This is a genomic window from Bradyrhizobium vignae (genome assembly GCF_004114425.1).
Lineage (GTDB): Bacteria > Pseudomonadota > Alphaproteobacteria > Rhizobiales > Xanthobacteraceae > Bradyrhizobium > Bradyrhizobium vignae.
In genome coordinates this window covers 68591-87397 of the sequence record NZ_RDQF01000009.1, presented here as the reverse complement: position 1 = coordinate 87397, position 18807 = coordinate 68591, and the positions used below count along the sequence as shown (strand labels likewise).

Genomic DNA, 18807 nt, shown 5'->3' with positions numbered 1-18807 from the left:
CATGAAACGACAGATGCATCTCGGATTGTTCATCCTCGGCACCGGCAGCCACGTCGCGGGTTGGCGCTATCCCGGTGCAGTCGACAGTTTTCAGGACTTTGCGGCGATCCAGGAGATCGGCCGCACCGCCGAGCGCGGCAAGTTCGACCTGATCTTCATGGGCGACAATCTCTACGCCGATGCCGCCGCCCATCCCTCCTACGCGCTGCGGCTGGAACCCCTGACGATGCTGGCCGCGCTTTCGACTTCGACCAGCCATATCGGCCTTGGCGCGACCGTCTCCACCACCTACAGCGATCCGTTCTCGGTCGCACGCGTGTTCGCTTCGCTCGATCACATCTCCAATGGCCGAGCTGCGTGGAACGCGGTGACGACGGCGAATCCGGCAACGGCGGCGAATTTCGGCACGAGGCATCCCGACCACGCCAGCCGCTACGAGATGGCGGGCGAATTCCTCGATGTGGTCAAGGGCCTGTGGGATGGCTGGGCGGATGATGCCATCGTCGCCGACCGCGGCAGCGGCCTTTACATCGATCCGGCAAAGCTGCGCCCGATCGACCATGACGGCGCCTTCTTCAAGGTAAAGGGCCCGCTCAATATCGGCCGCAGCCCGCAAGGCCAACCCGTCGTGCTCCAGGCCGGCGGCTCCGAAGCCGGACAGGCGCTCGCCGCACGCACCGCCGATATCGTGTTCTCGGTGGTGCAGGATATTGACGAGGCCAAGGCCGGCTATACCTCGTTGAAGGCGCGCCTGCCGTCGTTCGGCCGCAAGGCCGAGGACGTCACCGTGCTGCCGGGCGTGATGCCCGTGGTCGGCCGCACCGACAAGGAGGCGTTCGAGAAGCTTAACGTGCTCCAGAACTTTGTCAGCGGCAGCAACGCGCTCGCGATCCTGTCTGACCGCTTCGGCCGGGACATGTCGGCCTACGATCTCGACGGGCCGATCCCCGACATCGCGCCCTCGGACAGCTATCACAGTTTCGCCAGCGTCATGCTCGCCAAAGGGCGCCGCGAGAACATGACGCTGCGCGATCTCTACAATCTCACCGCCGCCGCCCGCGGGCATTGGGTGCTGTGCGGCTCGGCCGAGCGCATCGCCGACACGCTCCAGCTCTGGTTCGAGGAGCATGCCGCCGACGGCTTCAACGTGATGCCGCCCTATTTCCACGAAGGCTTCGAGGATTTCGTCCAGCTCGTCGTGCCGATCCTGCAGGAGCGCGGGCTGTTCCGTGCGGACTATGAGGGCACGACATTGCGCGATCATCTCGGTCTTGCACGGCCGGCGAATCCGTTCTTCGCGGCTTAGAGCACGCCGACGACGCGCAGTGCCTGCTCGAGCGCCTTTAGCTCGCCCGGTGTCGCCGCCGGCTGCGGCGGCCGCGCCGCGTCGCACGACAGACGGCCGAGCCGCTTCAGGCAGGCCTTGAGCCGCACGGTCGCCCGTCCTCCCGGCGCATCCCGATAGATCGCGACAGCCAGCGGATAGAGCTTCTCATGTGCGGCGCGCGCCCGCTCCCAATCGCCGGCCTCCGCCGCATTCCAGAGGCCAACGACAAGTTCCGGGACGACGCAGGCAAGGCTGACCTGGCTGCCGGCCGAGCCGACGAGATAGCTGGTCAGCAGGTGCTCGTCGCCGGAGCCGAGCACGACGAAGTCCTGTCGCAGTTTCTGGATCAGCCTGAGATTCTGTTCGTAGGCCGCAACCTCCCAGCTGCCTTCCTTCACCGCAACGAAGCGCGGATCGGCAACGAGCCGCGTAAGCAGCGGCGGCGCGTAGGCCATCGCACCCGCGCCGACGGGCGCGGCGTAGAGCATCAGCGGAGCGGTCGTCGCATCACGGATGCGGCGATGATGCTCGATCACGCAGTCATCGGCGTGGCCGAGCGCCCAGCTGTTGGGCGGAAATACCAACAGCCCGTCCGCGCCGGCCTGTTCCAGTGCAGCCGCCTCGCGCGCCGCTTCCAGGCTCGATTCATGATTGACCCCGGAGACGATCAGGCAGTCCTTCGGCGCGTGCTGGCGCGCCAGCTCCACCACGCGCCGCTTCTCGGGCAGGGACAGCACAAAATTCTCGCCGGCGTGGCCGTTGACGAGGAGCCCATTAATGCCGAGTGTGGACGAAACCGACGCGAGATGGTTTGCGAGCTGCGCCTCATCGATCTCGAAATCGGGCGTCATCGGCACGATGGTCGCGGCGTGAATGCCGCGCAGGCGGTCGCTGAATGTCCGCATCTTGGCCGATCAGTGAATGATCTGGTCGAGGAACGTCCGCGCCCGCTCGGACTTCGGATGCTTGAAGAATTCCTTCGGCGCGGCCTGTTCGACCACCTTGCCCTCGTTCATGAACACGATACGGTCAGCGACCTCGCGGGCAAAGCCCATCTCGTGGGTCACGCACAGCATGGTCATGCCCTCTTCCGCGAGCTTCTTCATGGTCTCCAGCACTTCCTTGACCATCTCGGGGTCGAGCGCCGAGGTCGGCTCGTCGAACAGCATGATCTTGGGACGCATGCACAGCGCCCGCGCGATCGCGACGCGCTGCTGCTGGCCACCTGAGAGCTGCCCGGGGAATTTCTCGGCCTGATCGGGAATCCGGACTTTTGTCAGGAAATGCATCGCGAGGTCCTTGGCCTCCGCCTCGCTCATGCCGTTCGCGGTCATCGGCGCAAGGGTGCAGTTCTCCAGCACCGTCATGTGCGGAAACAGATTGAAGCTCTGGAACACCATGCCGGTGTCGCGCCTCACCGCATCGATGTTCTTGCGCTGATGGTCGAGCTCGACGCCGTTGACGTAGATCAGGCCTTCGTCGTGCTTCTCGATGTGGTTGATGCAGCGGATGAGCGTCGACTTGCCCGAGCCGGAAGGACCGCAGACCACGATCTTCTCGCCCTTGGCGACCTTGAGATCGATCTGGTCGAGCGCGGTGAAATCGCCATAGTGCTTGTAGACGGCCTCCATGCGAACCGCAGGCACCTCGCGAAGCTGCGGCTCCACTGTTGCACCTTCCGTCGTCGTCATCGATATCTCGCTCATGCGCGGGCCTCCACACTCGCCTGCGCAACCGGCGCACTCGTTCTGACCCGCCTGGTTTTTGCGGCACTCGATCGACCGAAATGCTTTTCCAGCCGGCGTTGCACCGCATCCCAGACCGAGGTGAGGATCAGGTAATATGCCGTTGCCGCCGCATAGACCTCGAGGATCTGGAAATGCTCCTGCATCAGCATGTCGCTGCGGCGCATCAGCTCCTCGACCGAGATCACGGAGGCCAGCGAGGTCGCCTTCAAGAGCGAGTTGATGGAGTTGCCGAGCGGCGGGATCATCAGGCGGAACGCCTGCGGCAGGGTCACGCGACGGAACGTGACCCAGGGCGACAGGCTGAGCGCCCAGGCGGCTTCGCGCTGCCCCGCCGACACCGCCATGAAGCCGCTGCGTACGATCTCGGCGAGATAGGCCGCTTCGTTGAGGATCAGGCCGATGAGCGCGCAGGTGATCACACTGAACTTGATGCCAAGCTGCGGCAAGCCGCTGTAGATCACCACGAGCTGGATCAGAAGCGGCGTGCCGCGGAAGAACCAGATGTAGAAGCGCGCCGCGCCTGCGAGCACCGGATTGGACGACATGCGCAGCAACGCGATGCCCATGCCGAGGATCAATCCGCCGACGACCGCCGCCACCGTCAAGCCGATGGTGACGAGCACTCCCTTCATCAGGAAGTAGTTGAAGAAGTAGCTGACGGCGGCCGTCGGACTGAAATGGCTCATCGACTCGTCTCCGTAAGTATCAGGCCGGACCGGGACCGGCGATCGCGAGCGGCTGATCAGCCGGCATGGCGGTCAGGCCGAACTTGTCGAACAGCGCCTGATAAAAGCCGTCGGCGCGCATTGCGTTCAGCACCTTGACGACGGTATCGGCGACTGTCTTGTTGCGGAAACCAAGCGTGGTCCTGGCCGTGCCGAGCCCGCTCAGGACTTCCTTCACGCGGCCACGGCCGACCAGATCGCGCGCCACGCTGTCGACCAGCAGCGCATTGTCAACCTGGCCCGCGAGCAGCGCGCTGACGACGTTGGTCGCGGTGGGGAACGTCCGCATTTCGACGGCGGCTCCGCCGTTCGCAACGCTGGCCTCGCTGAGCTTCTTGAGCCAGTTCATCTGGTAGCTGCTGACCTCGACGGCGTATGATTTTCCAAACAGATCGCTTTCGGTAGCAATTCTTGTGCCGCTATCGGGGGCCACCACGACCGAGATCGCCTGAATCGCATACGGCACCATGTACATCAGCTTCGAGCGTTCCTCGGTCCAGAACATGCCGGTGTTGACGCCGTCAATTCGCGCTGCGCCCAAGGCAGGAATCATGGCCGGAAAATCCATCCGGACGAGTTCGACCGGAAGGCACAGCCGCTTGCCGAGCTCGGCGGCGAGCTCGACGTTGAGGCCCTGCAGCTGGCCGTCCTTGTCGACGAATTGCTGCGGCGGATTGGTCGGGTTGATGGAGAGCTGCAATTTGCCGGGCGCAATCAGATTGTCATCGGTGATTGCGGGCGTACAGGCGGCATGCACCGCCGTGGACGCGAGAACGAATGCGGCGGCCGCACTCAAGCGGAACAGGGTCGAGACCATGGATACCTCCAGTAAGACGCCAATGACCGATGCAATTCCTCGCCCGGGATTCCCCCTCGGTGCTTCTTGGATGCGGCCGGCCGGATCTCTCGACACGGCAGGCAGCATCGTCCTTGATCCGCTCAAGCCGGTCCCGACATCGGCCTGAGCTGGATGCGCATGAAATTCTTCACCAGGGATTCGAACGGACCAAAGCCCTTCACCTTCAGGAACTCCGGCGTCTCGAATGCCCATCGCCCCGCGACTTCGTACATCGCGGCGTATTTCGGCCCATCGCCGATCGAGATGAAACGCTTGGCCGAGAGCCAGCCGGGACAGGCGAGCAGATCAGGAAAATGCGTCTGCTCGTACCAGGCGTTGAACGCAGCCTCGTGCTCGGGATCGATGTCGACCCGCACGATATGGATGAAGGCTTCGTCCGGCATCTACTCGTTCCTCATGCCAGACGGATGTCGCCGGCCGTGCGCGCTGCGCCGACTGTCGTTGCGATGGCATCGCACAACGCGGGCAGAACCGGCAGCAGCGGCGGCCGCGGATCGGCGTTGCGGATCAGGCCGAGCGCCTTCAGCCCGACCTTCATGCGCGTGTGCATGTCCATGATCGGCGCAGGCCCGTAGATGGCGCGGACGATCGGATAGAGCCGCTCGTTGACGGCGCGCATCGCCTTGAGGTCGTCGGCGAGCGCGGCCTGCCACAGCGCTGCGAACAGATGCGGCGCAAGGCTGACGAGACCGGACAGAATGCCGTCGCCGCCGACGGCGAGCTGCGGCAGGAACCAGTTGAAATTTGACGGCAGGATCGCCACGGAGGGATCAGCCTGCTTCACCGCCCGTCGGTTCTCGTCATAGGCCAGCATGGTATCGCTGCCCTCCTTGATGGCGATGACGCTGTCAATCGCTGCAATCTTCGCCAGCGTCTCCGGCGAATAGCCGAAGCCGGACGCGAGCGGATACTGGAAGACGGATACGGGAATGCCGATGGCGGAGCTCACCGCCTGCACGAATGCCACCGGCGCACGCGACGTCGCCGAGGCTCCGCCGCCGAGCGGCGCGGGCGGGAACAGAACGGCGCAATCGGCGCCGGCAGCTTCCGCGAGCTGCGCCTGATGAATCGCTTCCGCCGTGGAATGCGCGATGATGCCGGCCAATAGCGGCTTGCCGCCGATCTGCCGGCGCGTCCGCTCGATCACGGCCTGACGTTCCTCGTCCGAGAGCGACCCACCCTCGCCGGCGTGGCCATTGACGAACACCGCCGCGATTCCATCCGGGCACGCGCAATAGTCCAGCACGCGGGCGTATCCGTCCCAGTCGATCGAGCTGTCGTCCCTGAAGGGCAGCACGGTCGCGACCGTGACGCCGCGCAAATCCGGTTTCTTCATCGGCTTGCTCATGACGGTTTACGCCGCGGAAATTTCAGGCTCGCGCGCGCCTTCAGCACTTCGAGGCCGCCTTCGTTGCGCGCGCTCGCTTCCCAGATGACGGTGCGGGTCTCGTCGTGCTGCTCAGCGATCCAGACGTCGAAGGTGAGCGTGTCGCCGTAAAACACGGGACCGGTGAACCAGAAGCGGTCCTCCACCGATATGCCGATGGTGCCGACCAGCTCAGAGGTGAGGATGCTGGTGCAGAGGCCCGCAACCATGATCCCCGGCGCCAGCCTGCGGCCAAAGCGCGTCGCGCCGGCATAGACCTCGTCGACATGAACAGGGCCGAAATCGCCGGTCGCGGCGATGTAGAGCGCGCCATCGGCTTCGGTGATGGTCTTGCTCAGGCTGACCCTGTCATTCACCTTGAGATCGTCGAAGGATCTTGGTTCGTACATGGCTCAGGCCTTGGCAAAGGGAACCAGCGTCGCGGTGCCGTCCACCACGGTCGTGCCGGATGGCGACAGCGTGCAGGTGACCCGGCAGGTCGCATCGTCGCCCTCAACGGAGACGATCTCGGCCCGCGCTTCGACGGACTCGCCGACGATCACGGGCGCCGCAAAATTCAGCACGATGCTGCCGATCCGCCGCGTCGGCCCCCCGAGTTGGCTGAGACAGGTGGTGGCGAGACCGCCGACGGCAAGCTCGAACGCGACCATGTTGGAGGCGCCCGCCTTTTTGGCGCGCACGGCGTCGACATAGAGACCGCCGAGATTGCCGCTGATGCCCGTGAACATCGCCTGCTCGGCCACCGTCATGGTCTTGCGGAAGGCAAAGGCGGCGCCGGGCTTGAGAGGTGCGTGCGACATGAGACGTTCCCTAGAGCTGCAAGCCGTTCTTGATGGTGCTGCGCGCGACTAGCATGCGGTGAATTTCGGAGGTACCGTCATAGATCCGGGTGACGCGGGCGTCGCGGTACATGCGCTCCAGCGGCAGGTCCTTGCTGAACCCCATGCCGCCGAACACCTGGATGGCGCGATCGACCACCCGGCCCTGCATCTCGGAGGCCGCGACCTTGATCATCGAAACCTTATCGCGCGCATCCTTGCCCTGATCGATATCCCAGGCGGCGTTCATCACCATCATCTTCACGCCGAAGATCTCGGTGGCGGAATCGGCGATCAGCTTCTGCACCATCTGGAAGTCGCCGATGAGCTGGCCGAACTGGCGCCGCTCGCCGGCATGCTTGCGCATCATCTCGAGCGCGCGCTGCGCCATGCCGACCGCGCGGGCGCCGATATGGGCGAGCCGGATCTGCAGCACGCTCTGCATGATCAGCTTGAAGCCACCCCCGACCTCGCCCAGCACGGCCGCTTTCGGAATGCGGCAATCCTCAAAACTCAGCTCGGCATGGCCATAGCCGCGATGGCCCATCATCGGCTGCGTGCGCGCGACCTTGAAGCCGGGCGTGCCACGATCGACCAGGAACAGCGTGATGCCACCCCTCGCCCGCTTCTCCCTGTCGGTCAGCGCCATCAGGATCACATAGTCCGCGATGTCGCCGTCGCTGATGAAATGCTTGGTGCCGTTGAGCACCCACTGATCACCCTCAAGATGCGCCGTCGTGCTGATCGACGCCGCGTCGGAACCGGCGCCCGGCTCGGTGATCGCCATGGCGCAGATCTTGTGGCCTTTCACCGTGGGCAGCAAATAGCGTTCGACCTGATCGCCCTTGCAGGCCATCAGCATCGGATAGACCTGGCCGAACACGCGGCGGATCAGCGCATCCGAGGTCTTGCCAAATTCTTCCTCGACCAGGCAATGCTCGACGCAGGATAGCCCGCCACCACCGACATTTGCCGGCATATTCATGGCGTAAAGGCCGAGCTTCTGTGCCTTGGCCTTGGTGATCGCAAGCGCATCGGCCGGCACTTTTGCTGTTTGCTCGACGACGTCTTCGAGCGGCTGCACCTCCGTCTCGACGAATCGGCGGACGGTGTCGACCAGCAGGCGCGTCTCCTCAGGGAGCGAAAAATCGATCATCGCGCCACTCCGACCGCCTTGCCGGCGACCATCGCGTCGATCTCTGCAGCGCCGTAGCCGATCTCGCCGAGCACCTCGCGCGTCTGTGCACCCAATCGCTGCGGCACAAGCCGCACCTCCGGCGTCCGGCCGTCATAGCGCGCGGGATGGGCGACCATGCGGATCGGCGCGCCGCCTGCGCTCTCGGCGCTCTTGAACACGCCGAGGTGCTTGAGCTGGGGATCGGATTCGAGGTCGCGATAATCCTGCACCGGTGCGTGCCAGACACGCACCGATTCCAGCGCGGGCAGCCAATCGGCTGTCGACTTCTGCTTCAGACGCGCCGCGACGATCCGCGTGATCTCCTCGCGCTTCGAGAAACTGTCACCCTCCCCGAACTGCTTCAATTCCTCATTGTCGAGCGCGACCGCCAGCGCCTTGGGCGCTGCCATGGAGATCGCCATATGACCGTCCGCCGTGGCGTGAACGCCGTAAGGCCCGGGACTGAACCAAGCCGCGATGCCGGCCGGACCGCGCGACGTCGGCGACGGCGCGCCGTTCAGCCATGCGGTCAGCGGCTCGACCTGGAGATCGAGCGCGGCCTGGTAGAGGTTGACCTCGACGAGCTGCCCCTTGCCTGTCTTGGTTCTTGCAAACAACGCCGCGAGGATGCTCATGGCATAGAGTGAGGCGGCGTGCTGATCGACGATGACAGCGCCGACCGCCGTCGGCTCGCCGTCCGCCCGCCCCGTCCGCATCGCAAGACCCGACATCGCCTGGAGCAGAAGATCCTGTCCGGGGCGATCCCTGTACGGCCCCTCCGATCCGAAGCCGGTTGCGATCGCGTAGATCAGGCCGGGGTTGATCGCCTTGAGCGTGTCGTAGCCGAGACCAAGCTTGGCCATCGTGCCCGGCCGAAAGTTCTCCATCACCACGTCTGCGGTCGCCACCAGCTTCTTGACCGCGGCTATGCCGTCGGGATGCTTGAGATCGACCGCGAGGCTGCGCTTGTTGCGCCCGGTCGCCAGATGATTGACGCTGTCACCTGCGACGAAATGATTGGCGACCGCCCAGTTGCGCTGAAACGCACCCTCGATCGGCTCGACCGCGATGACGTCGGCGCCGAGATCGGCGAGCGTCTGCGCGGCCAGCGGTCCCGCGAGATAGTGATTGAAGCTGAGGATCTTGACGCCGTCGAGCAGGTTCATCCGTTCACACCTCAGTTCAAGCAGCCGCGATTGGCGCGTCGCGCCAGGCGAGATCGAACGTCTTGACCAGCACGCGCGCAGCCGCATCCTGCACAGCCGGCAGCGGCAGGCGTGGCGGGCGCGGATGGCCGGCTGCAAAACCCATATGACTGAGCAGCGCCTTGGTGCCGGCGACATAGGCCTGGCCGCCGACGAATTCGATCACCGGCAGGTATTTCAGATAAAGCTCGCGCGCTTCCCTGATCGCGCCGTGGTCGGCGACGAGGCTGAAGATGCGGGCCATCTCCGCCGGGACCACGTTGGAGGCAACGGCCACCCAGCCCTGCGCGCCCTCGACGAAGGATTCAAAGCCGAGGATGCCGCCGAACACCGTCATCCTGTCGCCGCAGAGACGGATGATGTCGCGCACCCGCGTCACCTCCAGCGTCGACTCCTTGATATAGAGGCAGTTGTCGATCTCGGCGATGCGCGCCACCAGCGGCGGCTTGAGATCGACATTGGCGGTCGCCGGATTGTTGTAGACCATGATCGGCAGCGCGATCGCGTCGGCCACCGTCTTGTAGTGATGGACGAGCTCGTCGTCGGTCGGCGCCGAATAGAACGGCGGGATGATCATCACACCGTCAGCGCCCAGTTTTTCGGCACGGCGACTGAGGCGCACCACCTCGCGCGTGTCCTCCGCGCCGGTGCCGATCAGCACGGGGACGCGGCCTGCGGCCTGGCGAATGACAACCTCGGCAACCAGCGCTTTCTCGTCATCGTCCATGGACAGGAACTCACCGGTCGAGCCGAGCGGGATCAACCCGTGAATACCTTCCGCGATCTGCCAATCGACGAAGGCGCGCAAGGCCGCGACATCGACCTCGCCCGCAGCCGTGAACGGGGTGATCATGACGGTGTAGGTGCCGCGGAACGTCTTCATCAGGGAACCGTCGGATGCTCGGGTGGAATCAGGCGATGGACGCCGCCTGCGGAATATCCGCACGACTTATGCAATCGTTTGCATAAATGGCTCTGCATTGGGCAACACCATCCATTTTTTGAGCTTGATAAGCGTGGAATTAGCTCATAGCGTTTCTGCAATCGTTTGCAGTCTATCGGCAGGTTTGATGAGCGTCACGCTCAAAGATGTGGCACAGGCGGCCCGCGTTTCAGTCAGCACTGTTTCCCGAGCGCTGACGGGAACCGGCCTGACCAGCGAACGTACGCAGCAGCGCCTGGTGCGCATCGCGCGCGAGCTCGGCTATCGACCGAACCCTATCGCGCGAGGTCTCAAGACCGGACAGTCGCGGCTCGTGGCGCTTCTCGTCCACAACCTCACCAACGCTTCGTTCCAGGTGATGGCCGAAGTGGTGCAGGCGCGCCTGAAGGCGCTGGGTTATCAAATGCTCCTGTGCATCGGCGGCGACGATCCGCAGCAGGAGAGCGACACCCTCGCCACACTGGTCGACCACCGCATCGACGGGCTGATCGTGGTGCCCACGGGAAAGAACGGCGCGCAGCTCAAGACACTCTCGAAAGACGTGCCCATCGTCTGCCTGGTGCGGCGCGATGACGCGACCGATCTCGAGACCGTGCTCGCCGACGATCCGCAAGGCGCTTATCTGGGCACGCGCCATTTGATCGAGCTCGGGCACAAGCGCATCGGGCTGATCGTGGGGCGCCAGGACACGACGTCCGGCCGCGAACGCTTGTCCGGCTATGTCCGCGCGCTGCGCGAGGCCGGCATCGCCAGGGACGACACCTTGATTCATGCCGGCCATTTCGAGCCCGAGACCGGCGCGACGTGCGCCCGCAAGCTGCTCGACCTCCCCCGGCCGCCGAGCGCGATCTTCGTCGCCAATCACGAGGCAACGCTCGGCGTGCTGCGCGTCACCGCGGAACGGAACATCGCCATTCCCGACGATCTCTCGCTGCTCTGCTACGAGGACATGCCGTGGTTCGAATGGCACCGCCCGGCCATCAGCATCGTCGACAACGGCGCGCGGGACCTTGCCAATCTCGCCGTCGACCGGCTGCTGCACCGCATGGACGCCAAGGGCAACGGCAATGACGGCGTTCGCGAATATCGCGTCGGCGCCCGGCTGATCAAGCGCGACTCCTGCCGCCGGATCGACGCCCTGGCCCCCGCGAAATCCGCCAAGTCCAAATCGTCTTCATCCAAATCATCTGCGGCCAAGTCCGCGAAGGTCTGATCGATGCCCTATGTCGAAGTGCTCGGCCCGCAAGTCCCGTCTGATCGCAAGGCCGCGCTGGCGCGGTCCGTGACCGACGGCCTGATGTCGGCCTTCGGCGTCACCGCTGATACGGTCACGCTCTATTTCCTGAACATTGCGGCCGATGACTACGCCCACGCCGGTACGTTCGGCGCTCAGGCCACCGGCCAACGCATCCTGCTCAAGGTCCATGCCTTCCGCCGCAGCGAGGCCGAGCGGCGCGCCGCCGCCATCGCGCTGACCCGCGCCGTATGCAGTGCCTATGGCGTGCCGGGCGACGATGTCGCGGTCTATTTCCTCGACCGCGACCGCAGCGAGGTCTCCCACGATTCCAAGCTCGCCAGCGACTGACGGGAGCACGCCATGGATCGCTTCTACAGCCAAGACCAGAAAGCCCTGCGCGACACCGCCCGCCGCTTCGCGGAAGCGGAGATCCTGCCGCGCGCGGCCGCGATCGATCGCGAGGACCGGTTCGACCGCACGCTCTACAAGGGCATGGCCGATCTCGGCCTGTTCGGCATCTGCCTGCGCGAAGGCGCCGGCGGCGCCGGGCTCGATGCGGTCGCGGCCTGCATTGCGATGGAGGAATTGGCGCGCTGCTCCGGCGCGGTCGCCAATGCCTTCGCTATCCCGGTCGAGGCCGTGCTGTTCTTCGACCATCACGGCACCGACGCGCACAAGGCGCTGATCCCCAAGATTCTCAGCGGCGACATCATTCCCGCCACCGCCGTCTCCGAGCCCGACCACGGCTCCGATGTCGCGGGCATCCGCACCAGCGCGGCGCGCGAGGGCAATGGCTGGCGGCTCAACGGCACAAAGGCCTGGGTGACGCTCGGCGGCGTCGCCGACCGCATCATGGTGTTCGCGCGCACCGGCGCAGATGCCGGCCATCGCGCCATCTCGTGTCTTCTGGTCGACGGCGCCCTGCCCGGCATCGCCCGCGGCAAGAACGAGGAGCTGCTCGGCATGCACGGCCTCGACGACTGCCAGATCACCTTCTCCGATGTGCGCCTGCCCTCGGACAGCGTGATGGGGCCGGAGAACCAGGCCTTCAAGATGGCCATGAGCAATTTCAACTTCAGCCGGCTGATGATGGCCTCGATGGCGCTCGGCATGGCGCAGGCCGCGTTCGAGGACGCCACCGCCTATGCCAAGGACCGCAAGCAGTTCGGCCAGGCCATCATCGGCTACCAAGCGGTGCAGTTCATGCTCGCGGACATGTCGACGGACATTGCGGCTGCGCGCCTCCTGATCCACCACGCCGCGCGCCTGCACGATGCCGGCGAGCCGATCGCCAAGGAAGCGGCGCAGGCAAAGCTGTTCACCACCGACATGGCGATGAAGCACGTCTCCAACGCGCTGCAGATCCACGGCGGCAACGGCTATTCGCGCGAGTACCGCATCGAGCGGATCTTCCGCGACGTCCGCCTCGCCCAGATCTACGAGGGCACCAACCAGATCCAGCGGCTGATCATCGCCCGCCAGGTCGAAAAGGAGGCCGCGTGAGGGCATGCTGAGCATCATCACGGCGAAAGAGGCTGCAGGCCTGATCCGCGACACCGATACGCTGATCGTCGGCGGCAATGGCGGCACGGGCGCAGCCGAAGCCATCCTCGATGCGCTGGAGCAGCGCTTCCTCGGCGGCCAGGGCCCGCACAATCTGACGCTGATCAACATCACCGGCGTCGGCGCCGTGACCGAGAAGGGCCTCTGCCATCTCGCCCATGAAGGCCTGATCGCGCGCGTGATCGGCGGCAACTTCGGCCTCCAGGTGCCGTTCATGCGCCTCGTCCGCGACGAGCTGATCGACGCCTACAATTTCCCGCAAGGCGTGATGAGCCAGCTCTGCCGCGCCATGGCCGCGAAACATCCGGGCGTGCTCACCCATGTCGGTCTCAACACCTATATGGACCCGCGCCAGGATGGCGGGCGCATGAACAAGCGCACCACCGCGCCGCTGGTCGACCTGCTCGAGCTGCACGGCCAGTCCTGGCTGCTCTACCGCGTCCCAACCCCGCCCGATGTCGCCATCATCCGCGGCACCTCCGCAGATGAAGATGGTTACATCAGCATGGAGCACGAGGGCACGACGCGCGAGGATCTCTCGATCGCACAGGCCGTGCACAATGCCGGCGGCACCGTGATCTGCCAGGTCAAGCGCATCGTGAAGCGCGGCTCGATCCATCCGCAGATGGTGAAGATCCCGGGCTTCCTGATCGATCACGTCGTGCTCGAACCCGAGCAGATGCAGACCTACGGCACCGCCTACGATCCGGCACGCTGCGGCGAGACGCGCGTGCCGGTAGCGATGATCATACCCGATCCACTCACCGAACGCCGGGTGATCGCCCGCCGCGCCGCCTTCGAATTGCGCCCGCGCGACGTCGTCAATCTCGGCGTCGGCATCTCCGCGATGATCCCGAATGTCGCGGCCGAGGAAGGCATCTCCGACCTGATCACCCTGACGGTGGAATCCGGCGTCGTCGGCGGCGTGCCAGGTCACGCCCGCGAGTTCGGCACCGCGATCAATCCGCGGGTCATCCTCGACCAGGCCTATCAGTTCGACTTCTACGACGGCGGCGGCCTCTCCTGCGCCTTCCTCTCCTTCGCGGAGGTGGACGTAACAGGCAATGTCAACGTCACTCGCTTCGGCGAGCGCCGCGACGGCTCCGGCGGCTTCATCGACATCACCCAGAATGCCAAGCGGCTGATCTTCAGCGGCACCATGACCGGCGGCAAGTTCGACATCGGTGTCGAGAATGGCCGCCTCGCGATCCGGCGCGACGGTGCCTTCCGCAAATTCGTCCCACAAGTCGGCCAGATCAGCTTCAGCGCTTCGCTTGCCGCACAGCGTGGCCAGCATGTCAGCTACGTCACCGAGCGCGCCGTGTTCGAGCTCGAGAACGGCCACGTGACGCTGACGGAGATCGCACCGGGCGTGCGGCTGGAGGAGGACATCCTCGCGAACATGGGCTTCAGGCCGCGCATCAGCCCTCAGCTGAAGGACATGGACCCGCGAATCTTCCGTTCCGGCCCGATGGGAATCGCGCAGAGCTTCAAGGCGCTGCCGGCGCGGCCACGGAAGGTTGCCTGAGGGATCAGCATGGACACGAGCGCCTCGATCAATCTCCATTACGAAGATATCGCGCTCGGTGCCGAGTTCGAGACCGCCGCGCACACCGTGACGGAAGCCGATATCGCGGCCTTCGCCGACGTCACGCGCGACCATCATCCGCTCCATGTCGATGGCGCCTATGCGCGCTCCCGCGGCTTTCCCGCGGTAATCGGCCACGGGCTGTACGGCCTGTCACTGATGGAAGGGCTGAAGTCGGAGCTGAAGCTATACGAGGAGACCTCGGTCGCCTCGCTCGGCTGGGACGAGGTGAAATTCAAGGGGCCGATCGTCGCCGGCGATTCCTTGCGCGTCCGCTTCCGCTTCGTCGAGAAACGCCCGACCAAGAATCCCGGGCGCGGCATCGTCATCGAGACCCTCGACCTCCTCAACCAGCGCGACGAGGTGGTGACCGCGGCCCGCCACATCTCGCTGATCCTGACCCGGCAAGCCGACGCGACGGCGGCCACACGATGAGACATTGAAGAAGACTTCGGACCGGAGAACGGCTCCTCTGCCACCCACGATTTGATCGGAGTATTCAGATGCGATTTCCAAAAACCTTCTCCGCCATCGTCCTTCTGGTCGGCCTGACACAGGCCGCCGGTGCCCAGACCTGCACGCCGAAGGTGCCGGCGTCGAGCCTGATCGAGGCGCCGAAATGGCAGATGTCGATCAACCCGACGCTGCCGCCTCAGCAATTCGTCGACGACAAGGGTGAGTTGCAGGGCCTCAATGTCGAGCTCGCCCGCGAGATCGCCAAGCGCATCTGCGTCGAGCCGGTGTTCCTGCGCATGGACTTCCCGCCGATGATCCCGGCGCTGCGCTCGGGCCGGTTCGATGCCATCAACACCGGCCTGTTCTGGACCGAGGAGCGCTCGAAGATGCTCTACCTCGTGCCTTACGCGCAGCAGGCGATCAGCATTTACACCGACCCCTCCTCCAGCCTCAAGCTGGAGAAGTTCGAGGACCTCGCCGGCCGCGTCGTCGGCGTAGAATCGGCAACCTACACCGAGCGCAAGGCGCGCGAGTTCAACACCGCGATGGAGGCCAAGGGCCTCAAGCCGATCGAGCTGCGCACCTTCACCACCGTCACCGCCACCTCGGCGGCGCTGCGCGCCGGGCAGCTCGAGGCCGCGCTCAACATCAACGAGACCGCCAACTCGCTCGAGCAGAAGGGTATCGCAAAGATCTGGGTCCGCGACATCGCTGGCACAGACATTACGTTTGCCTTCCGCGACAAGCTGCTGGCCCAGGCCGTTGCTGACGCGATGACGGCGATCCGCGCCGACGGCACCTATGACAAGCTGTTCGACAAGTTCGGCATGACCAAGCTGAAGGCGACGACGTTTGCAATCCGTGGGGACGGGCCGACGAACTGATCGTACACCATATCGCAGTCATACCATGAATGTTGTCGCATGGGGCTACGCGCGTGCAGCAGAAGCGAGCGAGAACGAGAAGTGAACTTCTTAGCAAATTTGATGACGTCGAAAGCCGGTGCGGTCCATAAGGCCCACCACACGTTCAAATATGGTCTAAGCGACGCAAGGCTCGGCAGTCGCTCAAGCGGTATGCACGAGCAACTTCTTGGGCCGCGTAGTGAACATCGGCGAACCGCCGGATGAGAGCGCAAGTTCAGAGGCCGCAGACGAATTCGATCGTAAAATCAGTCTGTTAATTCGTGCAATTGGATAGAACGGGATAGTCCCGGACGGGCCTGAATTATTCCCACTCTATCATTCGGGACAGCGTATCGGCGTTGATTTGCAAGCACAATTCTTCAAGTCTGACGGACAAATGCCGACGGTATACCCGCCGCAATTTTGTGGTCTTGAATTCACAGAAAAATTTGAGCCGTTCGCGCTCTCGGCAATTTCGCCACCTATCGGAGTCAATCGACTGATCAGCGTTGCCGGCGTGGCCAAGACTGCCGTGACGGCCTTGGAGTTGGGCGTATGCTCAAATACCGTCAGAGATCAACAGCGCGCCGGTCCGGTCGCTCGATGACCCGCACCTGCCGTCGCTGCCATAGCGGGACTGGAATGCGACCGGTTGATGTGGGCTACCTTCAAGTTGTTGGCTGAGGACCGCGTACCCTAAATTGCAACGTACCTATAGAATACTCGCTAAGTACCAGAATTGTCGACGAGTTGCAGATCTTGGCTCTCGATAGGAGACTCCGGCGGAAGGGGTGGGATGTCAACCGTGCTGCAATCTCTAGCCTTTTTGGCCTGCGTCTCCCAAAAGCTACGATTCGACCTACGGCTCTACCCCCCTTAGTTTTGCACCATCGATAGCAGCGCCGCCCTCGCCTCCAGCACAAACCAGCGCAGGCCTCGTCCAGGCACAGCCGCTCCCATCGTCGAATCTCGTCGATTTCCCTCTAATAGCGCCGATCAGACTCGCGCACGGACAGCGGACTAAGTCGCATCATCTCGCGATGGCGCCGGCGGACGCCAGCGTTGCGATTTGCTCCGGCGAAGCGCCCCAATCTGCAAGCGCTTGTCTTGTATCACGTCCCGGCGCTGGCGGCGACGTGTGAAGCTCAGAAGCCGTGCGCGAGAAGCGCGGCGCCGGGCTGGGGTGTCGCACCCCATCGAACATGACGTAGGCACTCCGGGCCTGCATCTGCGGATGCGCGGGCGCCTCGTCAATGGTCAAGACTGGCGCAAGACAGGCATCGCGCCCCAGCGCGGCGGCGACCCATTCGTCGCGCGTTCGTCCCGCAAATATCTCGGCGAAGCGCTGGCGCATCTGCGGCCAGGATGCGCGGTCATTCTGTTCCGGGAGCTCTCCCGTCGTCACCTCCATCACGCCCAACAGATTGGCGTAGAAGTGCGGTTCGATCGCGCCGACCGCAATGAACTTGCCGTCCTTGGTTGCATAGCTCCCGTAGAAGGGTGCGCCGCCATCGACGATGTTGTCGGCACGCCGCTCGGTCCAGCTGCCCTGCTGCCGAAACGCCTGAAACGCCGACATCAGATGCGTCACGCCGTCGATCATCGCCACATCGATGGTCTGTCCTTTGCCCGATTGCCTCGCCTCCATGGCTGCCGCAAGCAGACCGACGGTCAGATAGAGCGCGCCGCCGCCGAGGTCGGCCACGAGATTGAGCGGCGGTGGCGGTGGGCGGTCCGTGTCGCCGAGGCAATGCAACGCGCCGGTCAATGCGAGATAATTGATGTCGTGCCCCGCCTCCTGCGACATCGGTCCTTGCTGTCCCCAGCCAGTCATGCGCGCATAGACCAGACGTGGATTGACAGCGTGGCATGGATCAGGCCCGAGCCCGAGCCGCTCCATCACCGAAGGTCGAAAGCCCTCGATCATCGCATCGGCCCGCGCCACGAGTTGCAGCACGGTCGCGATTGCTTGCGGTTGCTTGAGATCGAGCGCGACCGAACGCTTGTTGCGGTTGTAGAAATCGAACTGCGCCGGCAGATCCGGTTCCACGCCGGGCCGGGGGATGCGATCGATCCGCAACACGTCCGCTCCCATATCGCCGAGCAACGCGCCAGCAAAGGGCGCCGGCCCAATCCCGCCCATCTCGACGATGCGAAAACCATGCAACGGTCCGGTCAAGGCGACCTCTCCTCTGATGGATGTCAGCGGTGAAAACGTACGACGTCGTCGATCGGCGCGCGGTCGACGCGCGCAGCATTGGCCTTGACGTCGCTATCCTCATAGCCAAACGAGATGCCAAACAGCAGCTTTTGAGTGGCGGGGATTCCGAGCTCCGCGCGCACGATGTCCGGGAACAATCCGAGCGCGCCTTGCGCGCAGGACGCGATGCCGCGCGCGGTGAGCAAGAGCATCAGTGTCTGCGCGTACATGCCGAGATCAACAGCCTCACGCGTATCGAACGGTTCCGGCATGAAGATAAAGACCGCGTGAGGAGCGTCGAAGAATGCGTGGTTGCGAATGTAGGCCAGCTTGCGTCCGACACTGTCACTTCGCGCCACACCCATCGCACCATAGAGCGCCTGCGCCGCGCCGACCTGGCGCTCGCGATAGACCCCGCTGAACTTGCCATCGGCCGGCCAGTCTGGCTTGATCGGCTCATCGCGCATACCGGCTGCCACCAACGCGTCCCGGACATGTGTTAGCGTTTCACCCGATACGACGTGCGGCACCCAGGGCTGCACGTTGCAGTTCGAGGGCGCCCACTGCGCCAGAGCAAAGACCTCGCGCAGGATCGGATCCGGCACCTCGCGGGGGAGGAAGCCGCGCACCGAGCGGCGCCGGCGGATGACTTCATCGACGCTCATCGAC

General features: G+C 64.4%; 20 protein-coding genes. 7 read left to right on the top strand and 13 right to left on the bottom strand.

The features are described 5' to 3' along the window. The first annotated feature begins 1 nt into the window (after nucleotide 1). Nucleotides 2-1306: an LLM class flavin-dependent oxidoreductase gene (locus EAV90_RS10385; protein WP_129143317.1), complete on the top strand. Its 1305-nt coding sequence runs from the start codon at nucleotides 2-4 to the stop codon at nucleotides 1304-1306. Here the strand turns inward: EAV90_RS10385 and EAV90_RS10380 are convergent. From EAV90_RS10380 to dapA, 11 genes are all read right to left on the bottom strand, one after another. Next, the gene (locus EAV90_RS10380; RefSeq protein WP_129143316.1) at nucleotides 1303-2232 is read right to left on the bottom strand and encodes a dihydrodipicolinate synthase family protein; all 930 of its coding nucleotides are present in this window, start codon (nucleotides 2230-2232) and stop codon (nucleotides 1303-1305) included. The two genes, EAV90_RS10385 and EAV90_RS10380, sit on opposite strands and share 4 nt — an antisense overlap. Before the next feature lie 9 nt (nucleotides 2233-2241). Further along, a complete protein-coding gene (locus EAV90_RS10375) occupies nucleotides 2242-3033 on the bottom strand; it encodes an amino acid ABC transporter ATP-binding protein (protein ID WP_122403674.1) in 792 nt (263 codons plus the stop codon). Next, entirely contained in the window at nucleotides 3030-3761 is a 732-nt protein-coding gene (locus EAV90_RS10370; protein ID WP_122403675.1) for an amino acid ABC transporter permease, read from the bottom strand. Before EAV90_RS10370 ends, EAV90_RS10375 begins: the two co-directional genes overlap by 4 nt. 19 nt (nucleotides 3762-3780) lie before the next feature. Then, a complete protein-coding gene (locus EAV90_RS10365; protein WP_129143315.1) occupies nucleotides 3781-4617 on the bottom strand; it encodes an ABC transporter substrate-binding protein in 837 nt (278 codons plus the stop codon). Between the two features lie 122 nt (nucleotides 4618-4739). Continuing rightward, entirely contained in the window at nucleotides 4740-5042 is a 303-nt protein-coding gene (locus EAV90_RS10360) for a DUF4286 family protein (RefSeq protein WP_122403677.1), read from the bottom strand. Nucleotides 5043-5053: 11 nt separating this feature from the next. Continuing rightward, nucleotides 5054-5995 carry a dihydrodipicolinate synthase family protein gene (locus EAV90_RS10355; protein ID WP_244607670.1) on the bottom strand — a complete coding sequence of 314 codons (942 nt, stop codon included), beginning with the start codon at nucleotides 5993-5995 and terminating at the stop codon, nucleotides 5054-5056. Between the two features lie 8 nt (nucleotides 5996-6003). Then, nucleotides 6004-6435 (bottom strand): MaoC family dehydratase, encoded by a 432-nt coding sequence (locus tag EAV90_RS10350; protein ID WP_129143314.1) that lies wholly within the window; start codon nucleotides 6433-6435, stop codon nucleotides 6004-6006. 3 nt (nucleotides 6436-6438) lie between these two features. Further along, entirely contained in the window at nucleotides 6439-6846 is a 408-nt protein-coding gene (locus EAV90_RS10345) for a MaoC/PaaZ C-terminal domain-containing protein (RefSeq protein WP_122403680.1), read from the bottom strand. Nucleotides 6847-6856: 10 nt separating this feature from the next. After that, the gene (locus EAV90_RS10340; RefSeq protein WP_129143313.1) at nucleotides 6857-8020 is read right to left on the bottom strand and encodes an acyl-CoA dehydrogenase family protein; all 1164 of its coding nucleotides are present in this window, start codon (nucleotides 8018-8020) and stop codon (nucleotides 6857-6859) included. Then, on the bottom strand, nucleotides 8017-9207 hold the full coding sequence (locus EAV90_RS10335) for a CaiB/BaiF CoA transferase family protein (RefSeq protein WP_129143312.1): 1191 nt from the start codon (nucleotides 9205-9207) through the stop codon (nucleotides 8017-8019). The genes EAV90_RS10340 and EAV90_RS10335 overlap by 4 nt, the downstream gene beginning before the upstream one ends. A gap of 16 nt (nucleotides 9208-9223) precedes the next feature. After that, a complete protein-coding gene (gene dapA, locus EAV90_RS10330; RefSeq protein WP_164936866.1) occupies nucleotides 9224-10132 on the bottom strand; it encodes a 4-hydroxy-tetrahydrodipicolinate synthase in 909 nt (302 codons plus the stop codon). A gap of 184 nt (nucleotides 10133-10316) precedes the next feature. Between dapA and EAV90_RS10325 the strand changes: the two genes are divergently transcribed. The 6 genes from EAV90_RS10325 to EAV90_RS10300 all read left to right on the top strand — a co-directional run bounded on the left by EAV90_RS10325 (nucleotide 10317) and on the right by EAV90_RS10300 (nucleotide 15917). Then, on the top strand, nucleotides 10317-11402 hold the full coding sequence (locus tag EAV90_RS10325; RefSeq protein ID WP_129143310.1) for a LacI family DNA-binding transcriptional regulator: 1086 nt from the start codon (nucleotides 10317-10319) through the stop codon (nucleotides 11400-11402). Nucleotides 11403-11405: 3 nt separating this feature from the next. Continuing rightward, nucleotides 11406-11774: a tautomerase family protein gene (locus EAV90_RS10320; protein ID WP_122403685.1), complete on the top strand. Its 369-nt coding sequence runs from the start codon at nucleotides 11406-11408 to the stop codon at nucleotides 11772-11774. Between the two features lie 12 nt (nucleotides 11775-11786). Then, on the top strand, nucleotides 11787-12929 hold the full coding sequence (locus EAV90_RS10315) for an acyl-CoA dehydrogenase family protein (protein WP_122403686.1): 1143 nt from the start codon (nucleotides 11787-11789) through the stop codon (nucleotides 12927-12929). Between the two features lie 4 nt (nucleotides 12930-12933). Then, a complete protein-coding gene (locus tag EAV90_RS10310; protein WP_129143309.1) occupies nucleotides 12934-14517 on the top strand; it encodes an acyl CoA:acetate/3-ketoacid CoA transferase in 1584 nt (527 codons plus the stop codon). Between the two features lie 9 nt (nucleotides 14518-14526). Further along, a complete protein-coding gene (locus EAV90_RS10305) occupies nucleotides 14527-15012 on the top strand; it encodes a MaoC family dehydratase (protein ID WP_122403688.1) in 486 nt (161 codons plus the stop codon). A 68-nt stretch (nucleotides 15013-15080) separates the two neighbouring features. Then, the gene (locus tag EAV90_RS10300; protein WP_122403689.1) at nucleotides 15081-15917 is read left to right on the top strand and encodes an ABC transporter substrate-binding protein; all 837 of its coding nucleotides are present in this window, start codon (nucleotides 15081-15083) and stop codon (nucleotides 15915-15917) included. A gap of 1051 nt (nucleotides 15918-16968) precedes the next feature. Here the strand turns inward: EAV90_RS10300 and EAV90_RS10295 are convergent. Both EAV90_RS10295 and EAV90_RS10290 read right to left on the bottom strand, forming a co-directional pair. Further along, the gene (locus EAV90_RS10295; RefSeq protein WP_129143308.1) at nucleotides 16969-18117 is read right to left on the bottom strand and encodes a CaiB/BaiF CoA transferase family protein; all 1149 of its coding nucleotides are present in this window, start codon (nucleotides 18115-18117) and stop codon (nucleotides 16969-16971) included. A 23-nt stretch (nucleotides 18118-18140) separates the two neighbouring features. Beyond that, entirely contained in the window at nucleotides 18141-18803 is a 663-nt protein-coding gene (locus tag EAV90_RS10290) for a nitroreductase (RefSeq protein WP_208738483.1), read from the bottom strand. Nucleotides 18804-18807 lie beyond the last annotated feature (4 nt).